This window comes from Burkholderia sp. HAN2018 (assembly GCF_024704855.1).
GTDB lineage: Bacteria > Pseudomonadota > Gammaproteobacteria > Burkholderiales > Burkholderiaceae > Burkholderia > Burkholderia cepacia.
This window is the reverse complement of the sequence record NZ_QOBB01000025.1, coordinates 17,580-35,731: the sequence shown is the minus strand read 5'-3', so window position 1 is coordinate 35,731 and position 18,152 is coordinate 17,580. Positions and strand designations below refer to the sequence as shown.

The window sequence follows — 18,152 nt, the reverse complement described above, 5'->3', positions numbered from 1 at the left end:
TCGACCTCGATAAGATTAGCGGGACAGAAAATCTGCACCTGCATCCTTGATGTCTTCGTCAGAACTATCCAGAGCACGTTTCGCAAATTTAATCATCAACCCTCGATCCAGCTCACAACACAACTCTAGCAAACAGCGATACTCTTCATAACCCCCATTAACCAGCACCCCATCGACTTCTGCCTCGATATTTTTCATCACCCAATCACGTGGCAATTCTAATATCAAATTTCTGCACTCTTCCGTGAAGCCATTTACATAGCTTGACATTGAGATCAACTGTTTAAAAAAATCAACCCTCTCTGACTCAGGGTAACTCAACACCAAATCGATAGCCATAGCCCTTTCCTCAGGCACGGAAAAGGCTCTCTGAATAAAAGAAACGGCAGATGTTTTTTTTACAAACCCATCCCTCAATTTCACGTAGATCCGATAAGCCTCTTTAAGATTTTTCCACGAGTCATTTTCTTCATCTTTCATGATTAATTCTTCCGGGCCTTAATTCAAGGCATATTTTTGAATTTCTCGACAAATGTCTGTCCCGACATTCGCTTAGACGGACAAACTGTATGATGAGTTGCGGCATGCGACCCGCCAACGTCCTTGCCATCCGCAACGACCTCTATCCCGTCTGGGAGTTCCGATCCAGCTGGAAGCTTGTGATAGGTGCCTTATTGATATCACCGAATGTCGACGCTCCTCCTTCAGTAGTCGGCCCCACCATTCCAACTGCGTCGGCAATCAAGTCTGCGTTTTGTCCCGATTTTGTGTTAACGCCTTGAATTCTAGGTTCGCGCGGACCACTGGCATTACCAAATGCATATAAGTCGCATGTTGTCTTAGCCAAGCCCAGCGGATCAATCCACCCGGCCGGGTTCGGCGCGTACTGGAACGCGTTCAACCCTTCCGCCAGCCCGATCGGGTCCTTGCTGATGAGTCTCCCCGTGCCTGGACATAGTACCGATGCCGGCTGTAGACGAACCAGGGGCCGCTGACACGGCCATCTCATTCATTTAAAGGAAATCCGAAACCAACTTAACCAAATCAGGGAAGAACGCGTCAAGCGCCATGCACAAATACTCTGGATCCCCATCGAATTTAAAGATATCTCCAGAAATCACTTTTCCCTCTTGATCCGTCAGATCGGCAGTTACCCTGTATTTATCACCCACACCTGTCAGATCAAGTGTTAGATCGATCTCCTTTGGGTAGAAGCTTACGTATGCCGTACCGCCGAGAGAGTTTGGGTAAAATCCTGAATTCGATGACTCAATATTAACCCTCTTTTCAATGGCACATTTTACCTTTGCTACATATTCTGACAAATAGGATTGGATATCGGTCGCCATCACTTTTTCCCCCGACCAGTGACTGCTCCCAATATACCTTCTGTCAGAGAATGCGTCGAGCTGCCTCCCCTGGACTTCGCCCAGTCTGTTAATTTGGAATCGGTCGGATCGTTTATCGGTCGAATGGTCACGTGACCATTCGGCTTATCATGCGTCGCTTGAAGCCCGCACGAACAAAGCTTGCCGATGTCCAGCTCAACATATTTCCCGCTGTCCAATCCCGCTTCCGAAGTGGCTGCCGACAAGCCCGGCTCTTTCCCATCGATTCGGGTCGTGTCTTTTCCTAAGCGCGGAGTCAAGCTATCGGGGGTCCCCGATGCATTTCTAAAGACAGTTCCGCTAGTTAGAACCTTAGGTTCAAAACCGGATAACCCAAGCGGATCAACCCACCCCGTTGGATTGGGTGCGTATTGATAGACGTTGATCCCACCGGCGAGCCCGATCGGGTCCTTACTGACGAACCGACCGGAGTATGGGTCATAGTACCGATTCCGGTTATAGTGCAGCCCCGTCTCGTGATCATGGTACTGCCCCTGGAACCGGATCGGATTGCGCACTTCCACGCGTCCATCGGAGGCCTTGCGAATCGCCTCCTGCGCGACACCCCAGGCGCGATACTCCGCCGCCCACGCGATCTCGCTCTGCTCGTCCGTCAGTTCCTGCGGCGTGCCCAAGTGATCGCACTGATACCAGGCTAAGCCGTCTATCGGTGGCGCGGGCGGTGGTGGCATCCACAGCGGGTCTTCGTCCTGCCGGTAGTAGTCGCCGTAGTCCGGCTGGTCGAGCAGTTCAATGGCGTCGTCGCGTACCGCCTGCGCCACCGGCACGAAGCTGCCCGGCTCGTACACGTAATGCGTGGTGCGCGCGCCAAAGCCATCCTCGTCGGCAATCTTGCTTTCCCACGCCAGCGTATCGCCGTCCCAGCCGTACAGCGTAAAGCCGCATTGCAGTTCGCGGTTACGCTTCACCCGCTCGGCGCGGTTCCAGTGCGGGCCGGCCTCGCGACGTTCCTCGTAGTGGGCCTTGCTGTACTTCGACAGGCGCCGGCCGAGAGCGTCGTAGGTGTAATCGACCGCAAGGCGCTCATCCTCGTAGTGTGTGAGCCGGTCGAACAGGTCCCAGGTGTAGCGGCTCTCCTTGCCCTGGTGCCAGCGCTTGCTGAGGTTGCCCCACGCGTCGTACTGGTAGTGGGTGCCGGCGTATTGCTTGAGCAGGTTGTCCAGCGCCTTGATGCGCGGCATGCACTGGCGCTCGGCCTCGCGCTGTTCGGCCGGATCGATCAGGTTGCTGGCAGGGTCGAACGCGAAGGTTTCGTGGCCCAGGCGGCTTTGTGCCTCCAGCAGCCGGCCCACCGGATCGTAGCGGTAGGCCAGTTGGCCGCGCCGCGTGTCGTTGATGTCGGTGAGCTGGCCGCTGGCGTCGTAGCGGTAGCGGCGCACCAGCAGGCGACTGCCGCCACCGGTCTGCGTGGCCGGGCCCTTGGCCTCGCGGACCAGCACCTGTTCGCTGAGACGGCCAAGCGCATCCCACTGCTGGGTTTGCAGCAGGCAGTTGCCCTGGGTGCGGAGGACTTCTCGGTGCAGGTCGTCGCGCTCGTAGCTGACCAGTTCGCGCTCGTCCAGTTGCAGGGCCAGCAGGTGGCCGCTGCCGTAGGTGAGCCAGCTCACCCTGTGCCCGTCCGGGCGCACGGTGGCGATGCGCTGGTTGAGCGCGTCGTATTCGTGCTGCCATACGCCGACCAGCGGCTTGCCGAGGCGGGTGTAGTGCTGGTGCTCACGCACCAGGTTGCCGGCCGCGTCGTGGAACCATTGCAGTCGGCTGTCGGCGTTGGTCGCCAGCGCCAGGTTGCCGTTGAGGTCATACGCGAAGCGTTCCACCTGCCAGTCCTGCTCACGCGGCGGCGTCTCGCCGGTTTGCAGCGCCGCGCGGCGTTCTGCAAGACGGCCCATGGCGTCGAAGGTATAGGCGGTGATGCGCTGCCCGTTCACCGCGCGCGCCAGCTTGCCGGTTTCTTCCTCGTACTCGTAGCGGGTGGTCGCGCCGTCGAAGCCGGTTTCGGCGAGCAGGCGACCCACCGGATCGTAGTGGAACTCGGCGTCGCGGCCGTTCTCGTTGCGCAGCGCGGTGAGCTGACCGAGCTTGTCCCACTGGTAGCGCAGGGTCTGGCCGGCCGCGTCCACCCGGCTGGCGAGCAGCCCGGCCTCGGTGTAGTCCCATTCGGTACGCCGCCCCAGGGCATCGACGTGGGTCAGCAAACGCCCTTCGGCATCGCGCTCGAAGTGTTCTTCGCTGTTGTCGGGGTGGCGGATGACGGCGAGCTGGCCGGCCTCGTGGCGATAGCGGGTGACGTTGCCCACCGCGTCGGTGAACTGCACGAGCTGGCCGCGCTCGTCGTAGGCCCATTGGCTGGCCTTGGCGGAGCAGTCGACGTAGCGCGTGAGCTGCCCATTGACGTTGTACTCGAGCTGCTTGATCTTGCCGCTGGCGTCGGTGATGCCGATCGGCAGGCCCATCGGGTTGTAGGCGTACTCGGTCTTGTTGCCGAGCGGGTCAACGCTCTCGGTCAGGCGGCCACGCGTGTCGTAGTCGCGCAGCCAGAGCCCACCCTCGGCATCGCTGATCTTGATGAGCTGGTTCTTCGTATCCCACGCGTAGTGCACCACCGTGCCATCGGCCCGGATGTGTTCGAGCAGGTTGCCGTTCTCGTCGTAGGCGTAACGGTCTTCGCTACCATCGGTGTGGACATGGCGGATGACGTTCTTGGCATCGTCGCGGAAGAACCATTCGGAGCGTTTGTCCGGGTGGATGATGCGGTAGGTGTAGCCGAGGATGTCGCAGTAGTACCAGGTTTCCTGCCCGTGCGCGTCGGTGACGTAGGTGAGGCGAATGTTCGAGTCCCACTCCAGACGTACCTCGAAGCTGCCGTCGTCAGCCCATTCATGCACGGCGCGCGCATCGGGGCCTTCGCCCTGCCATGCGAGGTTCATGCCCCGGCCGGTGCGGTCGGTGTAGCGGGTGACGAGGTGGTGCTGGTAGGCGTAGGTCCAGACCTCGGCGTTCTCGTCCTGGGCCAGCGTGAGGTCGCCGGCCTCGTCGTAGCGATACAGGCTCAGGCGGCGCTGGGGCGTTTCCTTGCCCATCAGCCACAGGCCGATGATGCGGCCGGCCTCGTCCACGTCGGTGCCGAGGTGGGTGTGCGGCTGGCTGGGGTCGTCCTGGTAGGTGACGATGTCGGAGAGCACCACGCGCTCGCCTATGCGATGGTCGTAGCCCAGCAGCATGCCGGCGCCGCCGCGCAACTCGATCTGCGTGAGCAGGTAGCGGTCGCCATAACGCTGGTAGGTCTCGCGGCGCTCGAACCCTCGGCACAATGCCAGCCTGCTTTCGCCGACCCGGATCAGCGTGAGGTCTTCGATGCGGTCGTCGTGCGCTTCGCCCACCTTGGGCAGCGGGTAGTCGTGGCTGCGGCCATCGGCGCCGTGGTAACGCACCCCGTCGCCAACCACATCGAAGCGCGTGGTGTACGGGGTGATCCAGCGCGCACCAAGATCTCCCGCATCATAGGCCCCCAGGCTGGAGCGGTAGGTGCGCGTCCAGTCGATGGGGAACGGCCCGGGGAGCGTGAAATCTGTGTGGCTGAGCGTCTCGCTGCCCATGGCGAAGCTGATGCTGCCGTTGGTCTTGGCGCAGGCACAGCCGTCCTTCAGCGGATTGGGGTCCTTCGTGGTGGAATGCTGCTTTGTTTGGGCCTCTACCATGCCCTCCGAGCCCGTTTTCTCTCCCTTGCTCGTGGTCTTGGGCTTGACGTTGGCGCTCTGGCCGGCAGCGCCCCGCGCGCGCCAGCGCGCCAAGGCGGTGACCAGGGAAGCGAGCAGATAGCCGATGCTGTTGGCCACTTTCTCGTCGCCCAGGCTGGTGACCTGGCGCTTGAGTTCCGGCGCGAAGTTGCGCAGCGCCTCGGTATTGCGGAGCACCAGTTCGCGTTGGCGCTCGTCGAGCAGGGCCTTGGCGGCAACGTTGGCGGCGGCCTTGCCGGTGGCTTTATAGGCCCCCCACAAGGCGCCGAGAAAGTTGCTGATGCTGGCCTTGGGATCATGCAGCAACTGGTCGCCAGCGGCACGCATTTGCTCGGCCGCTGCCTTGGCGTCGCCGGAGGCGTTGAGTTTGCCCTTGGCAAGCGCTTCGAGACCGCCTGCGATGTCGACGATCGCCTTCTCGCCCCATTCGCCCGCGTCCTTGAGGATGCCATTGAGCTTGCCCTGGGCTTCCTGGGCGAACTTGTCGATCTCGCCCACGATGCTGGCGTTGAGGTGGGCCACCAGCACGTTGACGAGGGCATCACCGAGCAGCGATTTGCCATTCAGCTTCAGCTCCTGGCGCACCAGGAACAGGGTCGGGCGCAGGCTCATGCGCGCTGCCGCCATGGTCGGCGGCGCCGGCAGCACGCCGATGAGGTTGATGCCCAGGCTGACCCAGTCGAGCAGTTGGCGCTCCTTGGCCTGCGACAGGGTGACGATATCGCCCAGGCTGTCGACCAGGGCGATGATGTTGCCGACCACGGGCAGCGAACCCGCCACGGTGCGGATGCGGTCGAGGGTGACCACGCCATCGCTGACTTTGCGCAGCCACTGGTCGAACTCTTGGGCGCCTCGGTTGACGTCGCGCGCATCGACGGTGTTCAGCGGCGCGACCGCCACCTGGGGTTCACGTTGTTGTTCCTGCGGCTTCGGGCTTGCCATGCGTGACTTGTGGTGTAGGTTGGCTTGCACGGCATGACCACGGCCGTGCTCGGTGATGAATGGGGGGTATTGGGTGGAGCGCTACGCAGCGGGGGCGGCAGGACCATTCGCGCGCCCGTGCCGACGCAGGGTGATGACCTTCAACACCTCGGATACCAGCAGCAGCCCGAGGTTGAGCGACAGGCTTGATCCCTCGCCCAAGTGCAATAGCCATGGAATGAATGACAGAGAGGGCACCGCCAAGAGCAGGCGCAGCGGCACCTGGGCATAGGCCAGCGGCCGCGCGTAGCGGCTGCCCCGCAGAAACAGGCAGGCCGACACGGCGATGGACACGGTGAGCAGCAGCGACAGGCCGAGCCAGACGGCCGCATGGTCGCCCTGTTCGTGCAATTGCCCGAATGCCTGGATGTCGTGGTACAGCGGAATGCGTCCGTCGGCGAAGTTGAGCCAGAGGAAGCGAATCAGATAGAGCAGATCCAGCCCGCCCCAGAACAGGTAGAGCGGACGCGTCACCACGGCACCTCCCGGTTTGAATCCGGATTGGCCGCTGTCCGCTGAACCGGCTTGGGGGGCCACGTCGGCGTGCCGATATAGCTGCTCTTGTCCCAAGGGGCGGCCGGGTCGTCGCCAGACTGTACGCGTGCGGGACCGTGAGCCAGGTCAACGACAAGGGCGCGGCCGGCTTCGTCCAGCGTGCCGCTGAAGACTGGCCCCTGGGCATCTTCAACCTCGTAGCTGCCGTTGCTGACCGGCGTGCCGTTGGCGTGGGTGTTTTCGAGCAGCAGGCGTGTTTCTTTCATGGTTTGACCCCCTTGATTTCGTGAACTTCGTCGGCAACACCGGGTTGCCAATGCCAGGACTTGCCGCCGATGGCCCAGGCATCGGCGCCTTCGAGATAGCGTTGCTTGATCTTCCGGGTCTCGCCGTAGGTGTGAACGGCCGAGTTTTCCTTGAGCCACGGATCGGCATCCGCGGGCAATGGCTTCCACTGCTGGATCTTGTCGCGCGTGGTGTTCATGTAGTCCTTGCCGTCGGAGCCGAACAGGCGCCCTTCGTCGCCCATGGAAGTCAGGCGATTGATGAACATGACCCCGGTGTTCTTGATGCCGTGGTAATCGTTGTCCGTGGTGACCCAGCGGCCGGGGCCCGATGCCGGCACTGACGGAGCGCCAACGCTCAGGGACTTCGCCATGGCTGGCACGGGCGCGGAGGCCTTGGGCTGCGACGGCATGGCGCCGGCGACAAGAGCCTGGACCTGGCCGATACCGCCACTGGGCGGATTCGCAGGCCACTTGGGCACGCCGACATAGCTGGCCTCCGACCAGGGGTCGGCGGGGTCCAGCCCAAAACGAATCTTTGCCGGCCCCGGCGCCACGCCGGAGACCACGTTGCGGCCCGCTGAATCGAGCGTGCCCTTGAAGACTTTGCCGAGCGCGTCCTCGACTTCGAAACCGCCGTTCGCCAGGCCGCGCAGATTGGCGTAACGGTTGAACAGTTCGAGGTTGCCCTGGCCAGGCTTGGGCGGCTCGGGGAAGCTGGCCGCCCGGCTCTTGGGCCCGGTGTAGCTGAACTTGGCCGCATGGCCCGTGTAGCGCCCGCTGGTCTGGTGGGTGATGCCGCCGGCGTTGTACACCGTGGCGCTGCCGCCGCCGTTGATGACCAGCTCGGTCTTGGCGTTCAGCGTGATGCGCTCGGCGGTGTGGGTGATGTTGAGCTTGGCCAGCAGGTTGATGCTGTCCTTCAGCGCGCGGATGTCGATGTCTCCCGCCGCGGCTACGAGGCGATAGCCCATGCTCTGCACGAACAGGCGGATGCCACGGCTGGCGCTGGCGAGCAGGCGTTTGCCGCTGGTCAGGCTGATGTGCTCCGTACTGCTGAGCGCAATGTGCTCGCCGCTGGCGATATGGGTCGAACCTGGCGTGCTGGTGGTGATACCCACCGGGCTGGCGACGACGACGTACGGCTGCGCGAATTCGGGAAAGTTGTTGCTCGCCGGATCGCCGGGGCCGTTGCCGACGATGCCCTGGTGCTGCTTTTGCAGCGCCTTGGCGACCGCATCCTGGTCACCCGCCTCCTGCGCCTGTACTTCGCGGGCCTGGGTGCCGAAGCCCTCCTGCTGCTCGCCGGCCACGTGCAGACGGGCGGCGGTTTCCTTGAGGTCCTTGTGGTGCTCGCTGGCGTGCGGACGCGGCTCGGTGGTCAGCAGCAGGCCGGAGCCGGCACGCACCGCGCCGTGCTCGTCGGTGCGCAGCTCGAAGCCCTTGCCGCGCGCCTTGCCGCCGCCCGGGCGCGGGTGGACCAGGTAGCCCAGGTTGAGCGCACTGGCACCCTGGTCGCTGCGCAGCGTGGTGCTGATCTCGCCGTTGGTGTCGTCGAACAGCAGTTCGTTGTTGCGTCCGGCCTTGTGCTCCTTGCTCTTGATGGTGCTGAGGATGTTGTGCTTGGGCAGCTCGTACGGCGGCCGCTGCAGCGCCATGTACGTTCTGCCGATGACCAGAGGCTGGTCGCAATCGCCGTCGATATTGCCCACCAGGACTTCCTGGCCGATACGCGGGATGGCCATGTGGCCCCAGGTGGCGCCGGCCCAGTTCTGCGAAACACGGATCCAGCAGGAGCTGTGCTCGTCGGACTTGCCCTGCCGGTCCCAGGTGAACTGGACCTTGACCCTGCCCCACTCGTCGCAGTGGATTTCCTCGCCCGGCGGGCCGACGACGATGGCGACCTGCGGGCCGTCGATGCGCGGCTTGGCCATCGGCTGCGGGCGCCATTCCACATCGTCGGGAATCAGCTCGGCGGTGTAGCTGTAGTGGGTGCCCAGTTCCGCGTCTGCGCTTTCCTCGGCCTGGCTGGTGTGCTGTACGCCGCGATGCCTGATGCGCAGGGGCCGCCAGCCACGGTTGAGGTCGGCGCGCGGATGGCCGATGAGGTCGAAGGCCAGGCCGGGCACCAGGCGCGCATCGTCGCCTTCCACTTCGGCGGTACGCGCGTCGCCGCGCAGCCCGAGCAGGCGGGTCCGGGTGAAGGGCCGCCCCGCCGCGTCTTCCTTGTAGCGGCCGGGGAACTGGTAGACCTCGTAGTCCTGGCTCTGGTGATCGAGCTGCGCGCCGTCGTGTTGATGCTCCTGGTTATAGGTCGGGTGCTTGAAGGTGTAGTCGCGCTGGGTCTGCCGCGCGGTACGCACGCGCTCGCTGTAGCGCAAGCGGCGCAGCGCCGGCGTGGGCTGGTCGCCGCCCGGCGTGGCGTTGTATTCGACCGGGCCGCCCTCGATGGCGCCGAAGATGTAGAGATTGTCGCCATGGACCAGGCGGTGGCTGGCATCAGCGAAGGCGAACGCGTAATAGAAGCCCTCTTCCGCGGCCAGCCGGGCGAGGAAATGCAAGTCGCTGTCGCCCGCCTGCACGCAGTACTCGCGCGGCAGGTGCGTCTCGGTCACCAACTGTTCGTAGTCGGTGATCTCGTGTTCCTTGAGCACCGCCGACAGGATGTCCGGCACGCTCTGCCGCTGGAAGATGCGCCAGTCGGCGCACAACCCTGCACGTGCGAGCCTGGGTTCGACCACCGCGCGATAGCGGGTGCGGCGAAAGCCGGTTTCCCCTTGTTCGAAATCGCTGACCAGGCCGTGGACGTAGCGCACGGGCTGGCCGGCGCGCCAGATGGTGAGCTGCGCGGGCTGGTCGAGAACGGCCGCAAAATCGATCGACGGATCGGTGCTGGCCAGGTCGACCGACAGCGTGAACGGCTGGCTCAGTCCTTCTTCCAGCTCGAACGAAACCACGTCGAATTCGAGGCCCCCCGCCTTGAAGGTGAAGCGCATATCGGATTGTCTTGCCATCGATGCTCCAAGTGGCTGAGCACCTACGGCTGCTGCCGCTAGGGCAGGGTGGGCAGCAGGCTCTCAGCAGAGATGGACGTACATGGACTTCTCTGGACGCCAGCATGGGCATTGATTGATGGTGGGGATATGAGACGATTCTGAAAATTCACGCGGAAATCCGGCAACTTGTACGAAATTCAATTTGGTATGCAAACCGCTGGATATGGCTTCGTGGCGACCGTCGCGGCACGGGATTACTGTCTGCCCCAGCAAGGTAGTCGGTTCCACATATGGAGCAAGGCGCGCCCCTCGTCCAACAATAGGCACCCAGCCAATTCCTATTCCTGCTCGCCCATCCGCACCGCCTCGGTTCAAGCTGTTCATGCAGCGTCCCCAGCTTGACGAGGCACAGATGCACGACGTGACCTGGATCGGCTCACGCATGTTCACGAACACGGCCGGCTACCACGACAGCTATCGCTCCAGCACGCCGCGCGTCGCATGGTCCTACGGCAGCACCCGCGATGCGGGGCTGGCGCAGGTGCCCGGCGGTGGCTATCCACGAAATCGACTCATCCCATTCAGCATCGGCCGCTTGGCCAGGTCGGCAAGCCGTCAGGGTGATGAGCTTCAGGCTCAGGCATGTTTCCGGATAGCCGCAGATAGCTCTGCAGCTTTTTGATAGAAGGCCTGGAATTTGCACACGAGTCGTGACGGCCTGCTTTGGCTGACGGGCGCGCGCAGCAACCCACGCAATCCAGGAATCGGATTGCCTTCAGCCAAGCCACGAATCACGGCGAACTCGAAGAGGGCCGACAAGTTGCCTTGCACATGAATGCCTGCCCAGGCCCCGTGTGCCTTGCATCCCTCCAGAATGGGACGAATCAGATTGGGGCCAATCTCGTCCATGCACAGGCCGTCCAGCCTGGGAGCGAGGTACTTTCGGATGCGGGACTCTTTGGTGCGGTATGAACTGCCAGCAAACACCGGCTTGATATCGGTCAGGTAGGCCTCGGTCGCCTTCGAGCTCCACTGAAATCCAGCCGGGAACCGTCAAACATTGAATCGTTCGTCCATTTCTGTCCGATTCATCCGTTTGTGTCCGACACCCTGGCTCTCCAACCCGACAATCACCCCACCTTCATCCCCCCAGGAGCGAACCGTGTTCGTGATCTTCGGAGCATCAGGCAACGTCGGCCAGTCGACCGTGACGACCTTGCGCAACGCCGGCCATCCCGTGCGCGCGGTGTTGCGCGACGCACGCCATCGTGAACGCTTCGCGCAGCTTGGCTGCGATGTCGTGATCGCCGAACTGACGGACGAGAACGCGGTCGCATCTGCGATCGACGGCGCACAGGCCGTACAGATACTGTGCCCGGTACCCGTCGCCGACCCCGATCCGGCCGCGACGATGATGCGGACGATCGACGTCGCCACCGCCGCACTCGCCGCAAACCCGCCGCCTGCGCTACTCGCCCTGTCGGATTACGGCGCGGAGCGCGAAGGCAACACGGGCATCACGCGTCTGTTCCATTACCTCGAGGAACGGCTGAGAACGATCCCGACGCAATTGACGCTGCTACGTTCGGCCGAGCATCTGCAGAACTGGGCGCGCGTGCTGCCGGTCGCGCTCGGCACCGGCGTGCTGCCGAGCTTCCACCATCCGGTCGGCAAGGTGTTCCCGACGGTCTGGGCGCCCGATGTGGGCGTCGTCGCGGCGCGGTTGCTGCTCGATGCGCCCGAGGGCGGCAACGGGCCGCGCATCGTCAGCGTCGAAGGGCCGCAGCGGGTGAGCGTGACGACCATTGCGGATACGCTCGGCGTGGCGGCCGGCCGTGCCATCGTCGCGCATGAACTGCCGCGCGACACCTGGGCCGCGACGCTGCTGCGCGCGGGCCTCAGCGAACGCCATGCACAGTTGATCGTCGATCTCTACGACGTGCACAACGCCGGACAGATCGACGTCGAGGAGGGCGTATCGGAGCGGCTTTACGGGACGACGGCGCCGGCCGATGCACTTGCGCAGCTGTTGCGCCAGCACGCGCGCTGATCGACGCGGCGGCGAGCGTTGCGCGTGTTGCGCATCACGCCTGTCGCCGCACCTTGTTCAGTACCGCATACGAAAGCGATCCGATCACGATCCCCCAGAACGCGGAACCGAGCCCGAGCCACGTCATGCCCGACGCGGTCGCGAGGAACGTGATCACCGACGCCTCGCGGTGATTCTCGTCCTCGAAGATCCCGTGCACGTTCGCGCCGATCGCGCCGATCAGCGCAAGCCCCGCGAGGATCGCGACGAACGCCTTCGGCAGCGCGAAGAACACCGTGACGATCGTGCCCGCGAAGAGCCCGCCGACCAGGTAGAACGCACCGTTCGCGAGCCCGGCGACGTAGCGCCGGCCCGCATCCTCGTGCGCGTCCTTGCCGGTGCACAGCGCCGCGGTGATCGCGGCGACGACGATCGTGATCCCGCCGAAGCACGCGACCACGAGCGACATCACGCTGGTCGCCGTGATGATCGGGCGCGCGGGCGTGTGATAGCCGGACACGCGCAGGATCGTCATGCCCGGCAGGAACTGGCCGGTGAGGCTGACGACGACGAGCGGCAGCGCGAGGCTCAGCGTCGTGCCGAGCGTCCATTCGGGCGCGATGAAGATCGGGTGCGCGATGCTCGGCGATACGTTGCCGAGATGCGTCATCCCGAGCGCCGTCGCGAGCGCGGCGCCCGTCAGCAGCACGAGCACGATGCTGTAGCGCGGCAGCAGGCGCTTGAAGATCACGTAGGCCGCGATCATCCCGAACGCGAGCGCGGGCTGCTCCGATGCGGCGGCGAACGCGTGCGTGCCGAACGGCAGCAGGATGCCGGCCATCATCCCGCACGCGATGCCGCGCGGAATGTGACGCACGAGCCGGTCGAAATAGCCGGTCACGCCGATCAGCAGGATGATCAGCGCGGCCGTGATGTAGGCGCCGACGGCCTGGTTGAGCGTCAGTTGCGGAAACAGGCCGACGAGCAGCGCGGTGCCGGGTGCCGACCACGCGGTGACGACCGGCACCTTCAGCTTCCAGCTCGCGAACAGGCCCGAGATGCCCGCGCCGATCGAGATCGCCCAGACCCACGACGACACCATTTCATTGGACACGTGCGCTGCCTGCGACGCCTGGAAGAAAATCGCGAGCGGGCCCGCGTAGGAAATCAGGACCGCGAGAAAGCCCGCAGTGATCGCGGAAACGGACCAGTCGTTGCCGATCGCGCGGATTGCGCCGGGCGGGGTGTTCGATTGCATCGTCGTGGGGGCGTGCGGCGCGTGGCCGGGGGCAGAGCCGGGGCGAATGATTGTTGGAAGCCCCGGACGAGCCGCCATTCTGGACATTGGCGGCGCAATTGGCAATGCGCGGGCACGAGCGGTGTCGTCGGCATTTCGTAAGAAAAATGCGGCGCGGCGGACGAATCGCCGGCCGTACGGCCTGACGCCCGCGCCGCTGAATTGGGCTGCTTCACGAAGCAGTGCGGCTCCGCCGCACGTCACGTACTGACCTGCAGCACCTCGTCGACCACCGCCACCTTCACCCCGCTCCCCGTCGACAGCGACGCCGTGCCCTGGTCGAACGGATGCACGGGCGTATCGGTCGGCGTCCACGCATGGCGCGCGAGCAACGCGCGATACCCGCCGCGGATCACGAAGCCGCCGCATTTCTTCGCATATGCGTCGCGCCGCATCCGGTACGCGCGCGGCAGGTCGTACCACGGCAGTTTCGGCAGGTCGTGATGAACGAGGTGGTAGTTGTTGTTCAGGTACAGCAGCCGCATCGCGAAGCCGGCCTCGTTGATCGTGATGCGCGCCTTCGGGTGCCGCGCGGCGCGGTGCTCGTACAGCGAGCGGATCATCGCGAGCGACAGCGCGGGCCACGTGACGGCCAGCAGGTAGTACCACCACGGCACGCCGATCTCGCGTTGCAGCCATGCGAGCAGCACGACCACGCAGGCGGCGTGCATGATCCACATCGGCAGATGGCGGAAGTCGCCGCGCCGGAACCTGGCGACCGCATCGGCGACCGTCGCGGCGACGGCGAGCGGCGGCCCCACGACGATTCGTCCGATGAAAGTCTTGCGCGCGACCGTCAGCGCGCGACGCCAGCGCGGCAGCCGCGCCCAGCGTTCGCGCGTTACGTAGTTCGTTTCGGGATCGACGCCCGGCACGGTCAGGTCTTCGTCGCGGTGATGGTCGAGGTGCGTGTCGCGATACAGCGTGTACGGATACCAGACCGTCAGCGGCGGATAGCCGAGCAGCTTGTTCACGGACGCGGAACGCGTCGGATGGCCGTGCAGCAGTTCGTGCTGCAGCGACAGGTGCCATGCGCCGAGCAGGATCAGCGGCGGCGTAGCGGCCGCGAGCGACAGGTGCCCGTCGCGCACGAGCAGCAGCACGGCCAGCCAGCCGCCGTAGATGACGGCGACCAGCAGCCAGGTCGGCCACTCGGTGCGGGCGGTGAAGCGGGCGCCGAGCGCGGCAATCGCGCGCGCGTGATCGACGTCGAAGTATTCGGCCATGGCGTTGAGGCGGATGGATCGGGCAGTGCGGGGAACGAGCGATGGAACCGGTGCGCTCGGCCCGGTGCGCAGGTGTCTCGCGGATCACGGTCGGCCTGTCCGGCATTGCGCAAGATGGCAGCGCCGGCAGGCCTTCGAACGGTACCGGGGCAGCGCTGCCGCGCCAACCAATCGATTCGCATTTGCTTATCGCGACGAGACCGATAAGCATCGGGGCCGCCGCCGGTGCGTAGAATGCCCGCATGAACCCATGGATCGCAGTACTGCCGATGTACAACGTGACGCCGCGCCACGCCGCCCTGTGGCGCGCGTTGTTGCGCGATGCGCTCGACGCGTTCGCGAAGGCGGGCGGCCCTGCCGGCGTAGCGCTGCCCGATGCGCCGCTCGACGACCTGCATGCGCTGTGGCGGCGCGACGATCTGCTGCTGTCGCAGACCTGCGGCTACCCGTACCGGATGCTCGGGTTGCGCGACGTCGTGCGTTTGATCGCGACGCCCGCTTTCGACGCGGACGGCTGCGACGGGGCGCGCTACAGCAGCGTGCTGGTCGTGTCGGCGCGCGTGCACGCGGGCGGCACGACGACGCTCGCCGCCTGTCGCGGGCTGCGCGCCGCACTCAACGGCGACGATTCACACAGCGGGATGAACGCATTCAGGCACGCGGTCGCGCCGCATGCGCATGACGGGCATTTCTTCGGGTCGGTCACGCCGTTTGGCTCTCACGTGAACGTGCTGCGTGCGCTGGCGTCGGGCGATGCCGATTGCGGGGCGATTGACTGCGTGACGTTTGCTTATATCCGCGACGCGTTGCCCGATTTGCTGAAGGACATCCGGGTCATCGGTACGACGGCTTCCGCGCCGGGATTGCCGTTCATCGCGTCGCGCGCGCTGCCGGAAACACAGGTCGGCGCGTTGCAGGACGCACTCGATCGCGCGGCGGCCGCCGACGCGCAACGGGCGCGCGTGCTGCGGCTGAAGGGCTTCGAACGGCTGCTGCCGGCCGACTACGACGCGATTGCACGGTTCGCGCAGGACGCGGCCGCGCACGGTTATCCCGAACTGGCCTGAGCGCCGCCAGCATGCCGTGAAGCGCTAGAACGGCAGCGTGCCGGGCGGCGCGTTGCGCACCACCGCGAGCGTCGTGCCGATATGGTCCTCGAGCGCGAGCGCCGCGCGCGCATCGGCGCGCCGCATCGCGGCGTCGAACAGGCACGCATGTTCCGCATGCACGTCGCGCTTCGAATCGCCGAGCCCAATGCACACGCGCCGGTACCGTTCGCTTTGCTGCGAGAGCATCCGCAGGATCAGGTAGGTCCACGGCGTCGCGGCGGCCGAGATCAGCGCTTCGTGAAAGCGCCGGTTGCAGGCTTCCCACGCGGTCCGGTGCGCGATCGACACCGGTTGTTCCCACGCCGACAGCATCTCGAAGCTCTGGCGTACGCGCTGTTCCCATGCGTCGTCGCCGCGTCGCACGGATTCGCGCAATGCATCGACCTCGATGTGGATGCGCAGCCGTGTGATCGCTTCGAGATCGTCGACCGACATCGGCGTCACGCGAAAGCCGCGCTGCCCTTCGGCGACGACCAGCGCATCGCTGACGAGCCGCGTGAGCGCTTCGCGCAGCGTGCCGGCGCCGACGCCGTACACGTTCTTCAGATGCTCGACGCGCAGCTTCGCGCCCGGCGGGTAGTGGCCTTCGACGATGTGCTGGCGCAGCTGATGGTATGCATGCTCGCTGAGCGTGCGGGCATGCGGCTCGACGGTATCGTCGGTCGCCGACGCGTCGTCGGGCAGCGTGTCGGTGAACGGGGGCGCGGGCAGGATGGTGTTCATGTCAGGCGTCCTCCTGATCGTGTTTGCGATTGAGGCGGTAGCTGAGCTGCGCGCGTGTCACGCCGAGCAGGCGTGCGGCGGCCGACAGGTTGCCGTTCGCGCGGTCGACGGCTTCATGCAGCAGCGCGCGCTCGAGGCCGTCGAGTCCGCCGCCGCCCTGCAACTGGTCGAGCAGCGTCGCGCAGTCGATCGACAGCGCGGCCGCCGGGCGAATCTGCCCCGCACGGTCGACCGTCGCGCCGCCGGGCAGCCCGACGCCGGGGAACAGGTCCTTCGCGTCGACCGGCCGGTTCGGGCGCGACAGGATCACCGCGCGCTCGATCAGGTTCTCGAGCTCGCGCACGTTGCCGGGCCACCGGTAGCCGCGCAGCGTGTCGTACGCATAGTCGGTCAGCGTGGGCGCCGGCTTGCCGTGCAGCGACGCGAAGCGTTCGAGCATCGCGTCGGCGAGCAGCGCGATATCGTCCTGCCGGTCGCGCAGCGGCGGGATCAGCACCGGGTAGACGTTGATCCGGTAATAGAGGTCCGCGCGAAAGGTGCCGTCGCGCACGGCCTGTTCGAGGTCGCGGTTGGTCGCCGCGACGACGCGCACGTCGACCTTCCTGCCTTCCGTCGCGCCGAGCCGCTCGACTTCGCCCTCCTGAAGCACGCGCAGCAGCTTGGCCTGCACGTCGAGCGGCAGTTCGCCGATCTCGTCGAGGAACAGCGTGCCGCCGTTCGCGCGCTCGAAGCGCCCGGCGCGCGTGGCCTGCGAGCCCGTGAACGCACCCTTCTCCGCGCCGAACAGTTCCGATTCGATCAGTGCGTGCGGAATCGCCGCGCAGTTGATCGCGACGAACGGCTTCGCGGCGCGCGGGCTGAGGCTGTGCAGCGCGCGGGCGAACCGTTCCTTGCCGACGCCCGTCTCGCCGGTGAGCAGCACGGCGACCTTGGTCGGCGCGGCCGTTTCGAGCAGCGCGTATGCGGCGCGAAACGCATCGGAGCGCCCGACGAGCTTCGTCCGGCTGTCGTCGGGCGCGATTTCGAGGCGCAGCGATTCGACCTCGGTCTGCAGGTCGCGGATCGTATTGATCAGCGAATCGGCCTTGAACCACGACGAGATTTCCTCTGCATCGGGCCATTCGTCGGCGGGCTTGCCGACGATCGTGCAGTGCGGATCGTGCATGCCGACACAGGACGTTTCCTTGAACAGGATGGTCCGGCCGATGAACGCGCTCGTATAGCCGGTCGCATAGCCGATCAGCATCCAGCACACGGGCTCGGGCTGCGGGCCGAACGTGCGGCGGTGCACGTCGGCTTCCCAGGAATGCTCCCACCGGTACTCGCAATAGAACGCACCGGTCGCAGGGTCCGCTTCGAAACGCAGCGGCGTGACCTGCACCGCGCCTTCGAGCATGTGCAACTGCGGGCCGACATGAAACATGTCGAACAGCGATGCGCCGCTGCGGATCTCGCGCGCGAGCGCGGCGTCCCGTTCGCCAGCGGCAAAGCCGACGCGCGTGAAGAATCGCCGCGTCTGCGCCGGGCCGACGCTTTCCATCAGTTCCTGGCGCAGCGTCGCCAGCGCGCCGGCATGGAGCAGCACCATCCGCTGTCCGGCGAGCCAGATGCGGCCGTCGCTCGCCGAAAAATGGATCAGCTTGCGCAGGTCGGTGTCTGGCGGCAAGGGGGGCAGGCTGGGCCGCGTCATGTCTCCTCCGTCGAGATTTCTCGTGATTTTCGAAATTTCCGCAAGCCGCGCCCCGGGACACGTGACGGGTTGATCATTTGATCAAATGCGCGAAACCGGATTGATCAAATGATGAAGGAGTCCGTCTGATCAGGGGTTCGGCGCGATAGTCCGGGCGCGGATCGCGTTCTGGTTAA

13 protein-coding genes and 1 pseudogene are annotated in these 18,152 nt (G+C 65.0%); 3 read left to right on the top strand and 11 right to left on the bottom strand.

Going from position 1 to position 18,152, the window contains the following annotated elements:
* Nucleotides 1-15: 15 nt before the first annotated feature.
* The 7 genes from DPV74_RS08780 to DPV74_RS08755 form a co-directional block, all read right to left on the bottom strand.
* Nucleotides 16-480 carry a hypothetical protein gene (locus DPV74_RS08780; protein ID WP_162922991.1) on the bottom strand — a complete coding sequence of 155 codons (465 nt, stop codon included), beginning with the start codon at nt 478-480 and terminating at the stop codon, nt 16-18.
* A 142-nt stretch (nt 481-622) separates the two neighbouring features.
* On the bottom strand, nt 623-1,009 hold the full coding sequence (locus DPV74_RS42105) for an RHS repeat-associated core domain-containing protein (protein ID WP_119337003.1): 387 nt from the start codon (nt 1,007-1,009) through the stop codon (nt 623-625).
* 4 nt (nt 1,010-1,013) lie between these two features.
* Nucleotides 1,014-1,349 carry a hypothetical protein gene (locus DPV74_RS08775; RefSeq protein ID WP_162922990.1) on the bottom strand — a complete coding sequence of 112 codons (336 nt, stop codon included), beginning with the start codon at nt 1,347-1,349 and terminating at the stop codon, nt 1,014-1,016.
* Nucleotides 1,349-6,088, bottom strand: a complete 4,740-nt coding sequence (locus DPV74_RS08770; RefSeq protein WP_119337002.1) for an RHS repeat-associated core domain-containing protein — start codon at nt 6,086-6,088, stop codon at nt 1,349-1,351. Before DPV74_RS08770 ends, DPV74_RS08775 begins: the two co-directional genes overlap by 1 nt.
* 81 nt (nt 6,089-6,169) lie before the next feature.
* Entirely contained in the window at nt 6,170-6,601 is a 432-nt protein-coding gene (locus DPV74_RS08765) for an arginine:ornithine antiporter (RefSeq protein ID WP_124536517.1), read from the bottom strand.
* The gene (locus DPV74_RS08760; RefSeq protein WP_119337001.1) at nt 6,598-6,888 is read right to left on the bottom strand and encodes a hypothetical protein; all 291 of its coding nucleotides are present in this window, start codon (nt 6,886-6,888) and stop codon (nt 6,598-6,600) included. The genes DPV74_RS08765 and DPV74_RS08760 overlap by 4 nt, the downstream gene beginning before the upstream one ends.
* Entirely contained in the window at nt 6,885-9,920 is a 3,036-nt protein-coding gene (locus tag DPV74_RS08755; protein WP_162922989.1) for a type VI secretion system Vgr family protein, read from the bottom strand. Before DPV74_RS08755 ends, DPV74_RS08760 begins: the two co-directional genes overlap by 4 nt.
* A gap of 343 nt (nt 9,921-10,263) precedes the next feature.
* Between DPV74_RS08755 and DPV74_RS08750 the strand changes: the two are divergent.
* A pseudogene (locus DPV74_RS08750) lies at nt 10,264-10,473 on the top strand (conjugal transfer protein TraG); the annotation flags it as partial.
* Between the two features lie 591 nt (nt 10,474-11,064).
* Nucleotides 11,065-11,952 (top strand): NAD(P)H-binding protein, encoded by an 888-nt coding sequence (locus tag DPV74_RS08745; protein ID WP_119337000.1) that lies wholly within the window; start codon nt 11,065-11,067, stop codon nt 11,950-11,952.
* 34 nt (nt 11,953-11,986) lie between these two features.
* Here DPV74_RS08745 and DPV74_RS08740 read toward each other — a convergent pair whose 3' ends face one another.
* Nucleotides 11,987-13,189, bottom strand: a complete 1,203-nt coding sequence (locus DPV74_RS08740) for a benzoate/H(+) symporter BenE family transporter (protein ID WP_060083049.1) — start codon at nt 13,187-13,189, stop codon at nt 11,987-11,989.
* A gap of 239 nt (nt 13,190-13,428) precedes the next feature.
* Entirely contained in the window at nt 13,429-14,454 is a 1,026-nt protein-coding gene (locus DPV74_RS08735) for a fatty acid desaturase (RefSeq protein WP_119336999.1), read from the bottom strand.
* A 242-nt stretch (nt 14,455-14,696) separates the two neighbouring features.
* Here DPV74_RS08735 and DPV74_RS08730 point away from each other — a divergent pair, with 242 nt between their 5' ends.
* Nucleotides 14,697-15,521 carry a phosphate/phosphite/phosphonate ABC transporter substrate-binding protein gene (locus DPV74_RS08730; protein WP_119336998.1) on the top strand — a complete coding sequence of 275 codons (825 nt, stop codon included), beginning with the start codon at nt 14,697-14,699 and terminating at the stop codon, nt 15,519-15,521.
* A 24-nt stretch (nt 15,522-15,545) separates the two neighbouring features.
* Here the strand turns inward: DPV74_RS08730 and DPV74_RS08725 are convergent, their stop codons facing one another.
* Both DPV74_RS08725 and DPV74_RS08720 read right to left on the bottom strand, forming a co-directional pair.
* Complete coding sequence (locus DPV74_RS08725) at nt 15,546-16,286, bottom strand: GntR family transcriptional regulator (protein WP_059695181.1); 741 nt, start codon at nt 16,284-16,286, stop codon at nt 15,546-15,548.
* 1 nt (nt 16,287) lies between these two features.
* The gene (locus DPV74_RS08720; protein ID WP_059695183.1) at nt 16,288-17,976 is read right to left on the bottom strand and encodes a sigma-54-dependent Fis family transcriptional regulator; all 1,689 of its coding nucleotides are present in this window, start codon (nt 17,974-17,976) and stop codon (nt 16,288-16,290) included.
* Between the last annotated feature and the right edge of the window lie 176 nt (nt 17,977-18,152).